This is a genomic window from Nocardioides luti (assembly GCF_014212315.1).
GTDB classification, from domain to species: Bacteria; Actinomycetota; Actinomycetes; order Propionibacteriales; family Nocardioidaceae; genus Nocardioides; species Nocardioides luti.
Genome location: NZ_JACKXE010000001.1, coordinates 1,150,197 through 1,164,196, shown reverse-complemented (window position 1 = coordinate 1,164,196; position 14,000 = coordinate 1,150,197). Strand labels below are relative to the sequence as shown.

General features: G+C 73.9%; 12 protein-coding genes and 1 tRNA gene. 8 read left to right on the top strand and 5 right to left on the bottom strand.

The features are described 5' to 3' along the window. Positions 1–26: 26 nt before the first annotated feature. Entirely contained in the window at positions 27–1,622 is a 1,596-nt protein-coding gene (locus H5V45_RS05515; protein WP_185252008.1) for an FAD-dependent oxidoreductase, read from the bottom strand. A gap of 107 nt (positions 1,623–1,729) precedes the next feature. Between H5V45_RS05515 and H5V45_RS05510 the strand changes: the two genes are divergently transcribed. The 4 genes from H5V45_RS05510 to H5V45_RS05495 all read left to right on the top strand — a co-directional run bounded on the left by H5V45_RS05510 (position 1,730) and on the right by H5V45_RS05495 (position 7,681). Further along, positions 1,730–3,751 carry an ATP-binding protein gene (locus H5V45_RS05510; RefSeq protein ID WP_185252007.1) on the top strand — a complete coding sequence of 674 codons (2,022 nt, stop codon included), beginning with the start codon at positions 1,730–1,732 and terminating at the stop codon, positions 3,749–3,751. A 41-nt stretch (positions 3,752–3,792) separates the two neighbouring features. Then, positions 3,793–4,779: a pirin family protein gene (locus H5V45_RS05505; RefSeq protein ID WP_343061433.1), complete on the top strand. Its 987-nt coding sequence runs from the start codon at positions 3,793–3,795 to the stop codon at positions 4,777–4,779. A 41-nt stretch (positions 4,780–4,820) separates the two neighbouring features. Beyond that, positions 4,821–6,881 carry a penicillin acylase family protein gene (locus tag H5V45_RS05500; RefSeq protein ID WP_185252006.1) on the top strand — a complete coding sequence of 687 codons (2,061 nt, stop codon included), beginning with the start codon at positions 4,821–4,823 and terminating at the stop codon, positions 6,879–6,881. Between the two features lie 224 nt (positions 6,882–7,105). Next, a complete protein-coding gene (locus H5V45_RS05495; RefSeq protein ID WP_185252005.1) occupies positions 7,106–7,681 on the top strand; it encodes a TMEM165/GDT1 family protein in 576 nt (191 codons plus the stop codon). A 57-nt stretch (positions 7,682–7,738) separates the two neighbouring features. On the opposite strand, the gene H5V45_RS05490 is transcribed toward H5V45_RS05495, so the two are convergent. Beyond that, positions 7,739–7,814, bottom strand: a tRNA-His gene (locus H5V45_RS05490). A gap of 40 nt (positions 7,815–7,854) precedes the next feature. Further along, complete coding sequence (orn, locus tag H5V45_RS05485; protein WP_185252004.1) at positions 7,855–8,517, bottom strand: oligoribonuclease; 663 nt, start codon at positions 8,515–8,517, stop codon at positions 7,855–7,857. Positions 8,518–8,611: 94 nt separating this feature from the next. Here orn and H5V45_RS05480 point away from each other — a divergent pair, with 94 nt between their 5' ends. Genes H5V45_RS05480 through H5V45_RS05470 form a run of 3 tightly spaced genes read left to right on the top strand, consistent with a single transcriptional unit; the run spans position 8,612 to position 10,899 of the window. Further along, positions 8,612–9,085, top strand: coding sequence for a DoxX family protein (locus tag H5V45_RS05480; RefSeq protein WP_343061432.1), 474 nt, complete (start codon positions 8,612–8,614; stop codon positions 9,083–9,085). Between the two features lie 2 nt (positions 9,086–9,087). Beyond that, positions 9,088–9,816, top strand: a complete 729-nt coding sequence (locus H5V45_RS05475; protein ID WP_185252002.1) for a DsbA family protein — start codon at positions 9,088–9,090, stop codon at positions 9,814–9,816. Between the two features lie 51 nt (positions 9,817–9,867). Beyond that, positions 9,868–10,899, top strand: a complete 1,032-nt coding sequence (locus tag H5V45_RS05470; RefSeq protein WP_185252001.1) for an adenosine deaminase — start codon at positions 9,868–9,870, stop codon at positions 10,897–10,899. 138 nt (positions 10,900–11,037) lie between these two features. On the opposite strand, the gene H5V45_RS05465 is transcribed toward H5V45_RS05470, so the two are convergent. Further along, complete coding sequence (locus H5V45_RS05465) at positions 11,038–12,273, bottom strand: PIG-L family deacetylase (RefSeq protein WP_185252000.1); 1,236 nt, start codon at positions 12,271–12,273, stop codon at positions 11,038–11,040. 103 nt (positions 12,274–12,376) lie between these two features. Between H5V45_RS05465 and H5V45_RS05460 the strand changes: the two genes are divergently transcribed. After that, on the top strand, positions 12,377–13,045 hold the full coding sequence (locus H5V45_RS05460; RefSeq protein ID WP_185251999.1) for a response regulator transcription factor: 669 nt from the start codon (positions 12,377–12,379) through the stop codon (positions 13,043–13,045). A 14-nt stretch (positions 13,046–13,059) separates the two neighbouring features. On the opposite strand, the gene H5V45_RS05455 is transcribed toward H5V45_RS05460, so the two are convergent. Beyond that, positions 13,060–13,995 carry a phosphotransferase gene (locus H5V45_RS05455; RefSeq protein WP_185251998.1) on the bottom strand — a complete coding sequence of 312 codons (936 nt, stop codon included), beginning with the start codon at positions 13,993–13,995 and terminating at the stop codon, positions 13,060–13,062. Between the last annotated feature and the right edge of the window lie 5 nt (positions 13,996–14,000).

Genomic DNA, 14,000 nt, shown 5'->3' with positions numbered 1-14,000 from the left:
GCTGTCGGGAAAAATCGAGGGGTCGCTCAGAGCGAGGCCAGCACGGCCTGCGCCGCGTTGTGGCCGCCGAGGCCGGAGACCGCGCCGCCGCGACGCGAGCCGGAGCCGCACAGCAGCACGCTCGGGTCGTCGGTCTGCACGCCCCACTGCTGGGCGGCGGAGTCGAGGCGGGCGCGGTTCGAGGCCCAGGGCCAGTCGAGGTCGCCGTGGAAGATGTGGCCGCCGGGCATCGCGAGGTCGGCCTCGACGTCCTGCGGGATCTTCGCCTCCAGGCACGGCTTGCCGTCGGCGTCGCGGGCCACGCAGGACTCGATCGGCTCGACCAGGTGCTCGTTGAGCGACGCCAGCGCGCGGGCGACGGCGAGCTCCTTGGCGCCGGCCGGGTCGGTGGCGAAGAGCGACGCGGGCGTGTGCAGGCCGAAGTAGGTCAGCGTGTGCGTGCCGGCCGGGGAGTTCCCGAGGATCGAGGGGTCGGTGAGGGAGTGGCAGTAGACCTCGCCGGGCATCACCGACGGCACCAGCCCGGCGGCGGCGTCGTGGTAGGCCGTCTCGAGCTGGGTGTAGTCCTCGCCCAGGTGCAGGGTGCCCGAGAACGCGACGGCCGGGTCGACGCCCGAGCGCAGGCGTGGCAGGCGGTCGAGCAGGAAGTTGATCTTGAGCTGGGAGCCCTCGGGCTTGCCGGCCGGGTCCTCCGGCTCGCCGAGCAGGATGCGCAGCACCCAGGGGGCGACGTTCGCCAGGACGTACGTCGCCTCGACGGTGTGCCGGGTGGCGCCGTCGTGCCACTCGATCTCGGCGCCGGTGCCGGCACCCGCCCCGCCAGCCGCGCCGGCCGTGCGGATCGCGCTCACGCCGGCCCCGGTGAGGATCTCCGCCCCGGCGGCTCGGGCCGCGCGGGCGAGGGCGTCGGTGACCGCGCCCATGCCGCCGATCGGCACCCGCCACTCGCCGGTGCCGTTGCCGATCAGGTGGTAGAGGAAGCAGCGGTTCTGGATCAGCGACGGGTCGTGCATCGACGCGAAGGTGCCGATCAGGCCGTCGGTGGCGACCACGCCGCGCACGGTGTCGTCGGTGAAGCGGGACTCGATCGCTGCGCCCAGCGGGGCGGTCACGAAGTCGCGCCAGATGCCGGGGTCGACCTGCTCGCGGATCGAGCGCTCGGTCGGCAGCGGCGAGAGCAGCGTCGGGGCCACCACGTGGGCCAGGTCGGCGATGTCGGCGTAGAACTCGCGCCAGGCGTCGTACTCCGCCTCGCCGCCGGTGAGCTCGGCGAACGAGCGACGGGTGGCCTCGCCCTCGGGGCGCTCGACGAGCAGCCCGCCGGGCTTCCCGTCGCGCAGGGTGGGGGTGTACGACGCGGTGGTGCGCGAGGCCAGCGCGATGTCGAGGCCCAGGTCGTCGACCAGCTGCGTCGGCATCAGCGAGACGAGGTAGGAGTAGCGCGACAGCCGCGCCGGATGACCGCGGAAGGCCTGCGCCGACACGGCGGCGCCGCCGGTGTGGTCGAGGCGCTCGAGGACGAGGACCGACAGGCCCGCGCGGGCGAGGTACGCGGCAGACACGAGGCCGTTGTGGCCACCGCCCACGACGACGACGTCGTACTTCTTCTTCGCGGAGGTCACCGGGCCAACCTACGACACCGGGCGAATGTCGCGACGCTGCCTCCCGAGGGCCGCCGCGGGTGGTTGGATTCGAGGACCGGAAACCGTCGGCTCGGGAGGGCAGGGTGATGTCGAGGCAGCGGCTCGTCCTGCTCGCCGCGCTGGGGCTGGTCATGGTCGTGACCGGCTTCTTCGCGGTGTTCGGCGCGCCCGACGACGGCAAGGTGACGGGCATCTGGCCGGTCGGGGTCGCCACGGGCGCCGCCATCCTGGCCGGACGGCGCTGGCTGCTCCCCGTGCTCCTGGTGGTGCTGTCCGTCGCGGTGGTGACGATCTGGGCCGGCGGCCGGCCCCTGGAGGTCGCGGTCGGCTACTCGCTCGGCACCGTCGGCGAGGTCTGGCTGATCTGGCGCCTGCTCACCCGCAACGGGACCCAGCAGCCGAGCCTGCAGGACGACGGCGACATGCGCTGGTTCTTCGGCGCCACCTCGCTCGGGGCCCTGGTGGCCGCCACTGCGGGGCTGGTGACGAGTGCGCTGACCGGGTGGGGGAACCCGTGGCTGGTCGCCCTCGCCCTGGGCTCCGCGCACCTCGCCTCCGAGCTGACGCTGCTGCCCTTCTTCGCCAAGCTCCTCCCGCACCCTGCGGTCGCCCCGCTCGGGGAGCGGATCGCGCAGTGGACGCTGATCCTGGTCGTCACCCCGCTGGTGTTCTGGCCCAACGACTTCCCCTCGGTCGTCTTCGTCGTCATCCCGCTGCTGGGGTGGGGCGCCCTGCGCAACACCCAGTGGGAGGCGCTGCTGCAGATGCTGGCGGTCCTGGGGATCGCGGTCTTCTTCACCACCGCCGGCCTGGGCCCGCTCGCGCACGTCCCCGAGCAGTACGGCATGCCGGTCGACGCCCGGGGCGTGATCCTGGCGACGTACGCCATCGACTGCGCGATGATCGCGATCCCGCTGATGCTCACGGTGGCCCGGCAGCTCGAGAACGCCCGCCAGGCCGCGGCCGAGCGCGACAAGGTCCAGAACATCGTCAACAGCGCGACCGGCGTCGCGATCATCGGCACCGACGAGGTCGGCCGCATCACGCTGTGGAACCCGGGCGCCGAGCAGCTGCTGGGCTACACCCACGACGAGGTGCTGGGCCGCTTCACCACGATGCTGCACAGCCCCGCGGGGATCCGCGAGAAGGCCCGCGAGCTGGGCGTGGCCGACGACTTCATCGCGGTGGCCCTCGCGATGGCCGCGCCGGAGTCGGCCGGCCGCGACATGAAGTTCCTGACCAAGTCGGGCGAGGAGCGCACGCACTCGATGACGCTGACCCGGATGACCGACGAGCGCGGCCGCGTGACCGGGCACGTCAGCACCTCCGAGGACGTCACCGAGCGGGTCCAGGCCCAGGAGGCGCTCGTCGAGGCGCTCGAGACCGAGCGACGCGCCGTCGAGCGGCTGCGCGAGGTCGACCAGGTCAAGGACTCGTTCGTCTCGAGCGTGAGCCACGAGCTGCGCACGCCGATCACCAGCATCGTGGGCTACCTCGAGATGCTCTCGGACGGCGCCTTCGGCGACCTGAACGCCGACCAGGCCGACGCCGTACGCCGCGTCTCGGACAACAGCGACCGGCTGCTGGCGCTGATCGACGACCTGCTGACGCTCTCGCGCGTCCAGGACGAGGGGCTGACCGTCACCGACCGGGCCTTCGACCTGCGCCAGGTGGTCCGCAAGGGCCACGACGTGGTGGCCCCGGCCTGGGTCGCCCGGGACCTGGCGGTCACCCTCGAGCTCCCCGAGGAGCCGATCCCGTTCTTCGGGGACCGCGACATGGTCGAGCGGGTGATGGTGAACCTGATCGGCAACGCCGTGAAGTTCACCCCCGACGGCGGCCGGGTCGGGATCCGGATGGAGCGGGTCGACGACGGTGCCGAGATCGCGGTGAGCGACACCGGCATCGGCATCCCGGCCAGCGAGCAGGAGCAGCTCTTCAGCCGGTTCTTCCGGTCCTCGGTCGCCCAGCAGCGGGCGATCCCGGGCAGCGGCCTGGGCCTGTCCATCGCCAAGGCCGTCGTCGAGAAGCACGGGGGCTCGGTCCGGGTGGAGTCGGTGCTCGACGAGGGCACGACCTTCCACGTCTGGCTGCCGGCCGTGGTCTGACCCGGCCCGGAACATCCAACGTTCAACTACTGTTGGAACCGGTGCCGCGACCCGTCGGCACGAGCGAGGAGGTGGGCGAGATGCCCGCGATCACCGTGGACGACCTGACCGTGCTGGACCGTGTGCGCACCCCCGGGTTGGGCGACCAGCCCCGACCCGTGCGCCAGGTGACCACCGCCCCGCAGGGCTACGAGGGGGAGGGCTTCCCGGTCCGCCGGGCGTTCGCCGGCATCGACCTCGCGCAGCTCGACCCGTTCGTGATGATGGACCAGATGGGCGAGGTCGAGTACGCCCCCGGCGAGCCCAAGGGCACGCCCTGGCACCCGCACCGCGGCTTCGAGACCGTCACCTACATCATCGACGGCACCTTCGACCACCAGGACAGCCACGGGGGCGGCGGCACCATCACCAACGGCGACACCCAGTGGATGACGGCCGGGTCCGGCCTGCTGCACATCGAGGCGCCGCCCGAGTGGCTCGTGCAGGCGGGCGGCCTCTTCCACGGCATCCAGCTCTGGGTGAACCTCCCGCGTGCGGAGAAGATGACCGCGCCGAGGTACCAGGACCTCCGCTCCGGCGAGGTCGCCCTGCTCACCTCGCCGGACGCCGGGTCGCTGGTGCGGGTGATCGCCGGGTCCGTCGACGGGCACGCCGGCCCCGGCTCGACGCACACCCCCATGTCGCTCGTGCACGCGACGATCGAGCCCGGCGCCCGCCTCGAGCTGCCCTGGGACGTCGACTTCAACGCGCTCGTCTACGTCCTGAACGGTCACGGGACCGTCGGCACGGAGGCCCGACCGGTGCACACCGGGCAGTCGGCCGTCCTCGGCGCGGGCGACTACCTCACGATCACCGCGGACGGCAGCCAGGAGAGCCGCTCGCCGAAGCTCGACGTCATCGTCGTCGGCGGCCGCCCGATCCGCGAGCCGCTCGCCTGGGCCGGCCCGTTCGTGATGAACAGCCGGGCCGAGGTGCTGACGGCGTACGACGACTTCCAGAAGGGCCGCTTCGGGCACGTCCCCGGCTGACGCGTGGGCTAGCGTCGCCTGACCCGACCGAAGGAGCAGGCGTGGCCCGCATCTACCGCGATCCGCAGGGCGTCCCGCACGTGCGGGGCACCTCCGTGCTCGACGTCGCGCACGGTCAGGGCGAGGTGACGGCGCGGGACCGGGCCTGGCAGCTGGAGCACCTGCGCCGCCGGGCCGCCGGCTCCTGCGCCGAGGTGCTCGGCGAGCCCGCACTCGCCTGGGACCGGCTGGCCCGCAGGACCCGGATCGAGGCCACCGCGCGGCGTGCGCACGAGGCGCTCGACGACGAGAGCCGGGCCTTCGTGGCGGCGTACGTCGGGGGCGTCAACGACGGGCTGCACGCCGACGCCCCGGAGCTGGTGCGGCTCGGCATCGCGCCGGCCCCGTGGGAGCCGTGGACCCCGCTGGCGGTGTTCCTCGCGCAGCACCTGCTCTTCGCGGGGCTGGCCGGCAAGCTGTGGGAGCACCGGGCCCGGGCGCTGCTCGGCGACGACGCCGCGCTGCTGTCGCACGAGGGGCCGCTCACCCCGGGCAGCAACGCGTGGGTGGTGGGCGGCGCGCGCACGGCGTCCGGGCGGCCGCTGGTCGCGGGGGACCCGCACCGGGTGCTCGAGTCGCCCGGCGTCTACCAGCAGGTGCGGCTGGCCTGCGAGGACCCGGACGACCCGTTCGACGTGGTCGGCTTCGCCTTCCCGGGCGTGCCCGGGGTGCAGCACTTCGCGCACGCCGGCGAGGTGGCGTGGGCGATCACGAACGCGTCCGCCGACTACCAGGACGTCTACGCCGAGCGGCTGCGCCGCGTGGGGGAGCGCACCGAGGCGCTGGGCCCCGACGGCTGGGAGCCGGCCGAGGCGTGGACCGAGTCGGTCCCGGTGCGCGGGCGTGCCGAGGCCGCGTCCGTCGAGGTGGTCGTGACGGCCCGGGGACCGCTTTTCGAGGGCTCGGTCGCGGCCGGCACCGGGCTGAGCCTGCGCGCGGCCAGCGACGTGCTGGGCGACCTGGGCCTCGCCGCCCTGCTGCCGCTGCTGCGGGCCCGGTCGGTCGCCGACGTCGATGCCGCCCTCGACCACTGGGTCGAGCCGGTCAACAACGTCGTGGTCGCGGACCGGGCCGGGGCGGTGCGCTACCGGATCGCCGGACGCGTGCCGGTCCGGGCCGAGGCGAACCGGCACGGCATCGTCGACGCCGCCGACCCCGGGGGCGCCTGGACCGGGTGGCTCACCGACGTCCCGCGCCACGACGTGGCGGACGACGACGCCGTGGTGACGGCCAACGAGCGCCGTGGTCCGGAGAGCGAGCCGATCGGCGTCGCCTTCGCGCCGCCGCACCGGGCCGACCGGCTGCACGCGCTGCTCGACGGGCGCGACGACCTGGTCCCCGCGGACTTCGCGGCCTTCCACCGCGACACCCTCCACCTGCCGGCCGCGGCCCAGCAGCGGCTGGTCGCGGGGCTCGCCGTGTCCGGCCCGGCCGCCGCGGTGCAGGCGCTCGTGGTCGGGTTCGACGGCCGGATGGAGGCGTCCTCGGCCGCGGCCGCTGCGTACGCCGCGTGGCGCAACGCGTTCGTCCGCCGGATCGCCGCCGCGCCGGTCTTCGCCGGGTTCGCTCAGCCGCACGGCCACGACCCGGCCTTCGCGCCCTCGCTGGACCTGACCGGTCGGATCGGTCTCGGGCTCGAGACCCTGGTGGCCCGCGGGACGCCGTACGGACTGGACCTGGCCGGCCTGGCCGCCGCCGCCCTCGACGACGCCGTCGGGCACGCCGCGACCTGGGGCGAGACCCACGTCTTCGCGCCGCTGCACGGCTTCGACCTCGCAGCCGACGACCTCGTCGCGCCCGCGGTGCCGGCCACGGCGCTGGACGGCGACCTGGACTGCGTGCGCTGCGCGGGCTCGCTGCCGGGCGTGACCGACGCGTGCTACCGCGGGTCGGTGGCCCGCTACGTCTGGGACCTCGACGACCGGCAGGCCGGTGGCTGGGTGGTGCCGATGGGCGCGGCCGGCGACCCCCGCGACCCCCACCACCTCGACCAGCACGCCGCCTGGGCGGCCGGGGAGCTGGCGCCGATCGTGACGGACTGGGACCGTCTCACGGCGGAGTGAGGGGGGCCGGCCCTCGCTCGGTGGCCCGGTAGCATGGGCGGCGAAAGGGAGTAGTCCCCAACAGTCGTGTCGACATGCTGGCCCTCGGGCCCGGCGCGACCGGCCACCTTCGGGTGGCGGACGAGACTTTCGACCAGCACACCACCCCTGATGAGGACGTGCCTGGTCGAAGGCGCGTCCAGGTTGGTGTGGACGCTCTCCGGCCGGGCCGGAGAGGAAATCCCATGTACGCCTTCCTGTTGAGCACCGCGGTCATCTTCGTGGCCGAGCTCGGCGACAAGTCCCAGCTGATGGCGATGACGTTCGCCGCGCGCTACCGCGTGCGCGACGTGCTGATCGGCATCACCGCCGCGACGGCCCTGGTCCACCTGGCCTCCGTCGGCATCGGCTACTACGTCGGCGACGCCTTCGCGGACAGCCAGGACGTGATCCAGGTCGTCGCCGGCGTCGCGTTCCTGGCCTTCGCCGCCTGGACCCTGCGCGGCGACGAGCTGAGCGAGGAGGAGGCCGACAAGGCCCGGCGCAGCCAGGGCGCGGCGATCCTCGCGGTCGGCATCGCCTTCTTCCTCGCCGAGCTCGGCGACAAGACCATGCTCGCGACGATCACGCTGGCCACCCAGGAGGGCTGGCTCGGCACCTGGATCGGCAGCACCGTCGGCATGGTCGCCGCCGACGCCCTCGCGATCGTCGTGGGCGCCGTGCTCGGCAAGAAGCTGCCCGAGCGCGTGATCAAGTACGGCGCCGCGGCGCTGTTCGCGCTGTTCGGCGTCCTGCTGGTCGTCGACGGCCTGCTGGCCTGAGCCCGGGACGCATCAGGCCCCTGACCGCATCGCTGCAGGTCAGGGGCCTGATGAAACTGGGGTGAGTAACGGGACTTGAACCCGCGACATCCGCCACCACAAGGCGGCGCTCTACCAGCTGAGCTATACCCACCATCGCGTCCGGCTCATCGGCCGGACCGGAGAGGAGTGTACTAGTTCTCCCCGGCAGTTCCCGCATCGGCCTCGGCCGGGGCGGCTTCCTCGCCGGTGAGGCCGGTCAGGGCCCCGCCGTGCTTCTCGGCGATGCCGCGCGCGGTGGCGCTGTCGGGGCCGGGGGAGTCGACGAAGACGGCCTCGCGGTAGTAGCGCAGCTCCTCGATGCTCTCCTGGATGTCGGCCAGGGCGCGGTGGTTGCCGCGCTTGGCGGGCGCCTGGAAGTAGGCCCGCGGGAACCAGCGGCGCGAGAGCTCCTTGATCGAGGAGACGTCCACGATCCGGTAGTGCAGGAAGCCCTCCAGCGCCGGCATGTCCCGGGCGAGGAACGAGCGGTCGGTGGCGACGGTGTTGCCGGCGAGCGGCGGGCGGCTGCCGTCGGGACAGTGCTCCTTGATGTAGGCCAGCACCTGCTCCTCGGCCTCGCCCATCGTCAGCCCCGCGTCGAGCTCCTCGAGCAGGCCGGACTTCTCGTGCATGTCGCGGACGAAGTCGTTCATCTGGTCCAAGGCCTCGGGGGCGGGCTTGATGATGATGTCGATGCCGTCGCCGAGGACGTTCAGGTCGAAGTCGGTGACCAGGGCCGCGACCTCGATCAGGGCGTCGGCGCCGAGGTCGAGCCCGGTCATCTCGCAGTCGATCCAGACAAGTCGCTCATTCACGAGAGGTCACCCTACTGCCCACCGGCCGCGGCCGCCCCTCGTGCGGGCCGCCGCTCTCAGGGCTCCCTCAGCCGGCGTGTCTAGGGTCGGACGCGTGAAGCAGTGGCTGGGTCTCCTCGCGCGCCTGGTGACCGGTGGTGTCTGGATCGGGGCCGGGCTGGTCAAGCTGCCCGACCCGGCGATCAGCGTCCAGGCGGTCCGCGCCTACCAGCTGCTGCCGTCCTCGGTCGTCCCGACCGTGGGCCAGCTGCTGCCCGCGGTGGAGATCGTGGTCGGGCTGGCCCTCGTCGCGGGGATCCTGACGCGCGGGGCGGCCGTCGTCTCCGCCGTCCTCCTCGTGGCGTTCATCGTCGGCATCGCCTCGGTGTGGGCGCGCGGCATCACGATCGACTGCGGCTGCTTCGGTGGAGGCGGCTTCGACCCGGACGCCGCCTCGAGGTACCCCTGGGAGATCGCCCGCGACGTCGGGCTGCTGCTGCTCTCCGCCCTCCTCGTCGCGCTGCCCCGCACCCGCTGGGCGGTCGACGACCTGCTGTTCCGCCGTACCCCTGCTCCCGAAGGATCGTGACCATGTCCAGCAAAGCCAGCCGGGACGCCCGCGCCGAGCGCGCCGCCCTCGCCCTCCGGGACCAGCAACGCGCCGAGCGCCGCCGCTCGGTGCTGATGATCGGCGGGGTGGTGCTCGCGATGGTCCTCATCGTGACGGCCGGCTTCCTGGTCAACCGCGCGCGCGACACCAGCAACGACGTCTCCGCGCCGGCGGCGGGCTCGGGCGACTACGGCGTGACGGTCGGCGACCGCACGGCGCCGCGGACGGTCGTGGTCTACGAGGACTTCCTCTGCCCCTACTGCGGCGAGCTGGAGAAGGCCACGCACGAGGAGCTGGCGTCGCTGGCCGACGCCGGCAAGGTGTACGTCGAGTACCGCCCCTTCGACCTGCTCCGCACCGACTACTCGGTGGCGGCGGCGTCGGCCTTCAAGGTGGTCCTCGACGCCTCCGGCCCGGAGGTCGCCAAGAAGTTCCACGACGAGCTGTACGCCGACCAGCCCGACGAGTCCGGCCCCTACCCGGACGCCGACTGGCTCGTCGAGAAGGCCGTCGCGGCCGGGGCCACCGAGAGCGACGTCCGCCCGGGCATCGAGGACGACAGCCAGAAGGCCTGGGTCGAGAAGGCCACCAAGGCGGCCGACGCGGCCGGTGTGACCGGCACGCCGACCGTCCTCCTCGACGGCAAGCGCTTCACCGACGGCACGACGATCGACGACCTCGCGACGAACCTGCTGGCGCAGCTGAAGTGAGGGGCGTCGCCGGTTGGGACTTCCCGGCCGGCCGCTGACATGATCCGTCGGATGAGCACCCCGACCGACGCCTTCATCGCCGGCCTGCCCAAGGCCGAGCTCCACGTCCACCACGTCGGGTCCGCGTCGCCGCGGATCGTGAGCGAGCTGGCCGAGCGACACCCCGGCACCGTGCCCAGCGACCCGGCCGCGCTGGCGAGGTTCTTCGAGTTCCGCGACTTCGCCCACTTCGTCGAGGTCTACCTCGCCGTCGTCGACCTGGTGCGTACGCCGGAGGACATCCGCTACCTGACCTACGAGGTGGCCCGGGAGATGGCGACCTCGCAGTCGCTGCGGTACGCCGAGCTGACGTGCACGCCGTACACCTCCGTGCGCCCGCACGAGGAGGGCAAGGGGATGCCGATCGAGGCCTACTCCGAGGCGATCGAGGACGCGCGCCTCGCCGCCGAGCGCGACTTCGGCCTGGTGCTGCGCTGGATCTACGACATCCCCGGGGAGTCCGGTCTGCCGGCCGCTGACAAGACCCTGGATTACGCCCTCGAGCACCGCACCGACGGCCTGATCGGCTTCGGCCTCGGTGGCCCCGAGATCGGGGTGCCCCGCCCGCAGTTCCAGCCGCACTTCGACGCCGCTCGCGCCGCCGGGCTGCGCAGCCTGCCGCACGCCGGCGAGACCACGGGTCCGGACACCATCTGGGACGCGCTCCGGCTGCTGGGGGCCGAGCGGATCGGGCACGGCACGTCGGCGGCCCAGGACCCGCTGCTGCTGTCCTACCTCGCCGAGCACCGGATCCCGCTCGAGGTCTGCCCGTCGTCCAACATCGCCACCCGCGCCGTCGCGACGCTCGCGGAGCACCCGATCCGGGCCTTCGTCGACGCGGGCGTCACGGTCACGGTCAACTCCGACGACCCGCCGATGTTCGGCACCACGCTGAACCGTGAGTACGCCGTCGCCGCCGACCTGCTCGACCTCGACGAGTCCGGCGTCGCCGACCTGGCGCGGACGGCCGTGCGGGCGTCGTACGCCGACGACGCGGACAAGACGCGGATCCTCGCGGAGATCGACGCGTACGTCGCCGGCTGACCCCCGACGGCCCGGGCCGGGCCCCTGGTCCTGGGGGCATGCACAGGCCCCGCAAGCTCATACCCTGCGGGGCCACCGCCAGTGTGGCGCGGGCCGGCCGCGCGGCCGAGCATTTGTGAGGCGTGTCGCGTCCGGCGCTCAGTGCGCCGGGTCGGGCCAGTTGCGGTCGTGGCAGAGCACGACGATCTCGACGTCGCGGTCCCGGTAGCGCGCGGCCTCCGCGGGCAGGGTGCTGGCGCGGAACCGCTCGTGCACGTCGGGCCCGTCCAGGACCCAGCCGTGGATCGGGTGCCGCCAGTGGCACAGGAGGACGACGCCGTCGTCGGTCAGGGCGCCGGCGATCCGCTCGATGAGCAGGTCGAGGTCGGCCGGGCTGAGGAAGTAGCCGACCTCGGAGAGCACCACGAGGTCGAACTCCCCGGCCGGCCACGCCGTCGGGACGTCGTACTCCGCCACCGTGACGGACGGGTCGCCGCCCAGCCGCTGCTGGGCCAGGTGCACCGCCATCGGGCTGCGGTCGACGGCCACGGTCGCGCTGGCGCGGGTCGCGAGCGCCTCGGCGAGGGCACCGCGCGAGCAGCCGACCTCGAGCGCCCGGCGGAAGCGACGGCGGGGGAGGACGGCCAGTGTCAGGTCGCGCTTGCGGTGCTCGTACCACCGCTCCTCGACCCCCCACGGGTCCTCGCGCTCGCGGTGCAGCACGTCGAGCTCGTCGTCCACCGCGGGGACGGCCGCGAGCAGGTGCTCGAGGGGCTCGTCGGGCAGCGGGTGGACCCGGGCGTCGTGCGCGGCCACCGCCCGGCGCTTGCGGTCGAGCTCGTCGGGGGCCAGCTCCAGCCCGCGCAGCTGCGGCCACGGGGCGTCCTCCGGGCTGCGGGTCCTCCAGAGGTGGACCGGGTAGTGCAGCAGCCGGGCGCCGGTACGCCGGGCGGCGACCGTCGCCGCACGGCCGGCCGCCTCGTGGTCGGGGTGCCCGTCGCCGGGCCAGGGCGCGAGCAGCAGGGTGCCGCGGCCGTCGCCGATGGTCTCGACGAGCGCGGTGGTGACCGTGCCCTCCACGGCCTCCACCCGGCCGTCCTCGGCGCCGAGGAAGACCAGCGGGGCGTCCGGGACCAGCTCGGCGAGCGCCGCCCTCGCCGCGCCGAGCCGGTGCTGGTCGGGCGGGCCGGCGGTCAGCTGGACGACGTACACCGCCATCCCCTGCTCGTGGGCGCGGGCGATCAGCCCGCCGGCGCCGACCGCCGCGTCGGCCGGGTGGGCGGCGACGACCACGAGGCGGGTGCAGCCGTCGGCGGCGTCGGCCAGGTCGAGCCGCGGCGCGCCGCGCCAGCGCGGGTCGGCGCGCCACGAGGAGGAGACGGGGTCGTGGGACACGCGATTCCTTCGGCAGCCGAGGTGCCCGCTGACCGGGCACGGCCGACCGTACGAGTTCGCCGCATGTGCCACCTCCTCCCGCTGGGTGAAATAGGGTGGGTCCATGCCCTCCGCCCCGCGGCACCAGCTGCGCATCGCGATCGTCAACGACTACGAGATCGTGGTCGCCGGCGTCGCTGCCATGCTCGCGCCGCACCACGAGCGGATCGCGGTGGTGGAGCTCGACGCCGGCCTGCCGGTGATGACCGACGTGGACGTGATCCTCTACGACACGTTCGGGCAGGTGCAGGGCGACGGCGTCGACCTCGAGGACCTGGTGCGCGGCTCCGACGCGCAGGTCGTGATCTTCAGCTGGAACCTCCAGGAGGAGCTGGTGGCGCGGGCGATCCGCAAGGGCGCCGCGGGCTACCTCTCCAAGGGCCTGAGCGGCCAAGAGGTCGTGGACGCGCTCGAGGCGGTGCGCGCCGGCTCCGTCGTGGTGCCGGCCTCGACCGGCACCGTCGACCGCGGCGTCGTCGGTGACTGGCCCGGCAAGGAGGCCGGGCTCACCAACCGCGAGGGCGAGGTGCTCGCGCTGATCACCCAGGGGCTGAGCAACCAGGAGATCGCGGAGCGCAGCTACCTCTCCATCAACTCGGTGAAGACCTACATCCGCACGGCCTACCGCAAGATCGGGGTCACCCGCCGCGCCCAGGCCGTGGTGTGGGGGATGCACCACGGCTTCGAGCCGGACCGCACCCGGATCGTCGACACGGCCGCGCTGCGCGACTGAGCCCCGGCGTCCCGTCAGCCCGCGACCGCGTCGAGGACGTCGTCGCGCTGCAGCATCCGCACGCACCACGCGAAGTGGCCGTCGCTGCCGGACGCGCTGAAGCAGGTCGCGGTCACGAGGGCGTACGCCGCCCGGTGCACGCCCAGCCGCTCCGGCGGGTGACCGAGGCGGGCCGCGACCGCGGCGTCGAGCCGCGCCTCGGTCGCGCGGGCGTCCGGGCCGTACATGTCGAAGACACTCGCCGCCACCGCCGCGTCGAAGGCCGGGTCGCCGAGCGTCGACAGGAAGCCGAAGTCGAGCAGCGCCGTCGGCCGCGCCCGGTCGTCGACCAGGACGTTCGCGGGGATCAGGTCGCCGTGGACTAGCGCCGGGCTGCTCGGGGTGAGCGTGCGGAGCGTCTCGACCCCCCGGGCAGCCAGCCCCTCCACGTCGGGCAGCGCCCGCGCGAGCGGGCCCTGCGAGGCCGCCACGCGGCGTACGACCAGGGCGGCGAGGTTGTGCTCGAAGGGGATGCCGGCGTCGAACGCCTCCTCGCCCTCGAGCACGGGCAGCGCGCCCAACCCCGGGGTCGCGGCACCGGCCGTCGCGGCCAGCGCCGCCAGCACGTCGACGACCGCCGCGAGCTGGTCGTCGGTGGGTCGGCTCGCCCCGGGGCCGGGCTGCCAGAGCGGCGTCCCGGCGAGCCGCGGCTCGATGCTGGCGCAGGCGTCGCCCAGCACGACCACGTCCTCGATCGCGGGCGTCGCGAACGGCAGCCGCGTCGACCCGACCGCGTCGTAGAACGTGCGCAGCCGCGCCAGCTCGCCGGCCGACCGTCGCTGCCACACCTTGGCGACCCGGTCGCCGCCTAGCGCGACGACCGTCCCCTCCATCCCGGACCCGAGGACCTCGCCCGGCTCGTGGCCGGCGTCCCGGAGCGCGGTGCGCCAGGCCGGGCTGAGGTCGGGCACGGGCA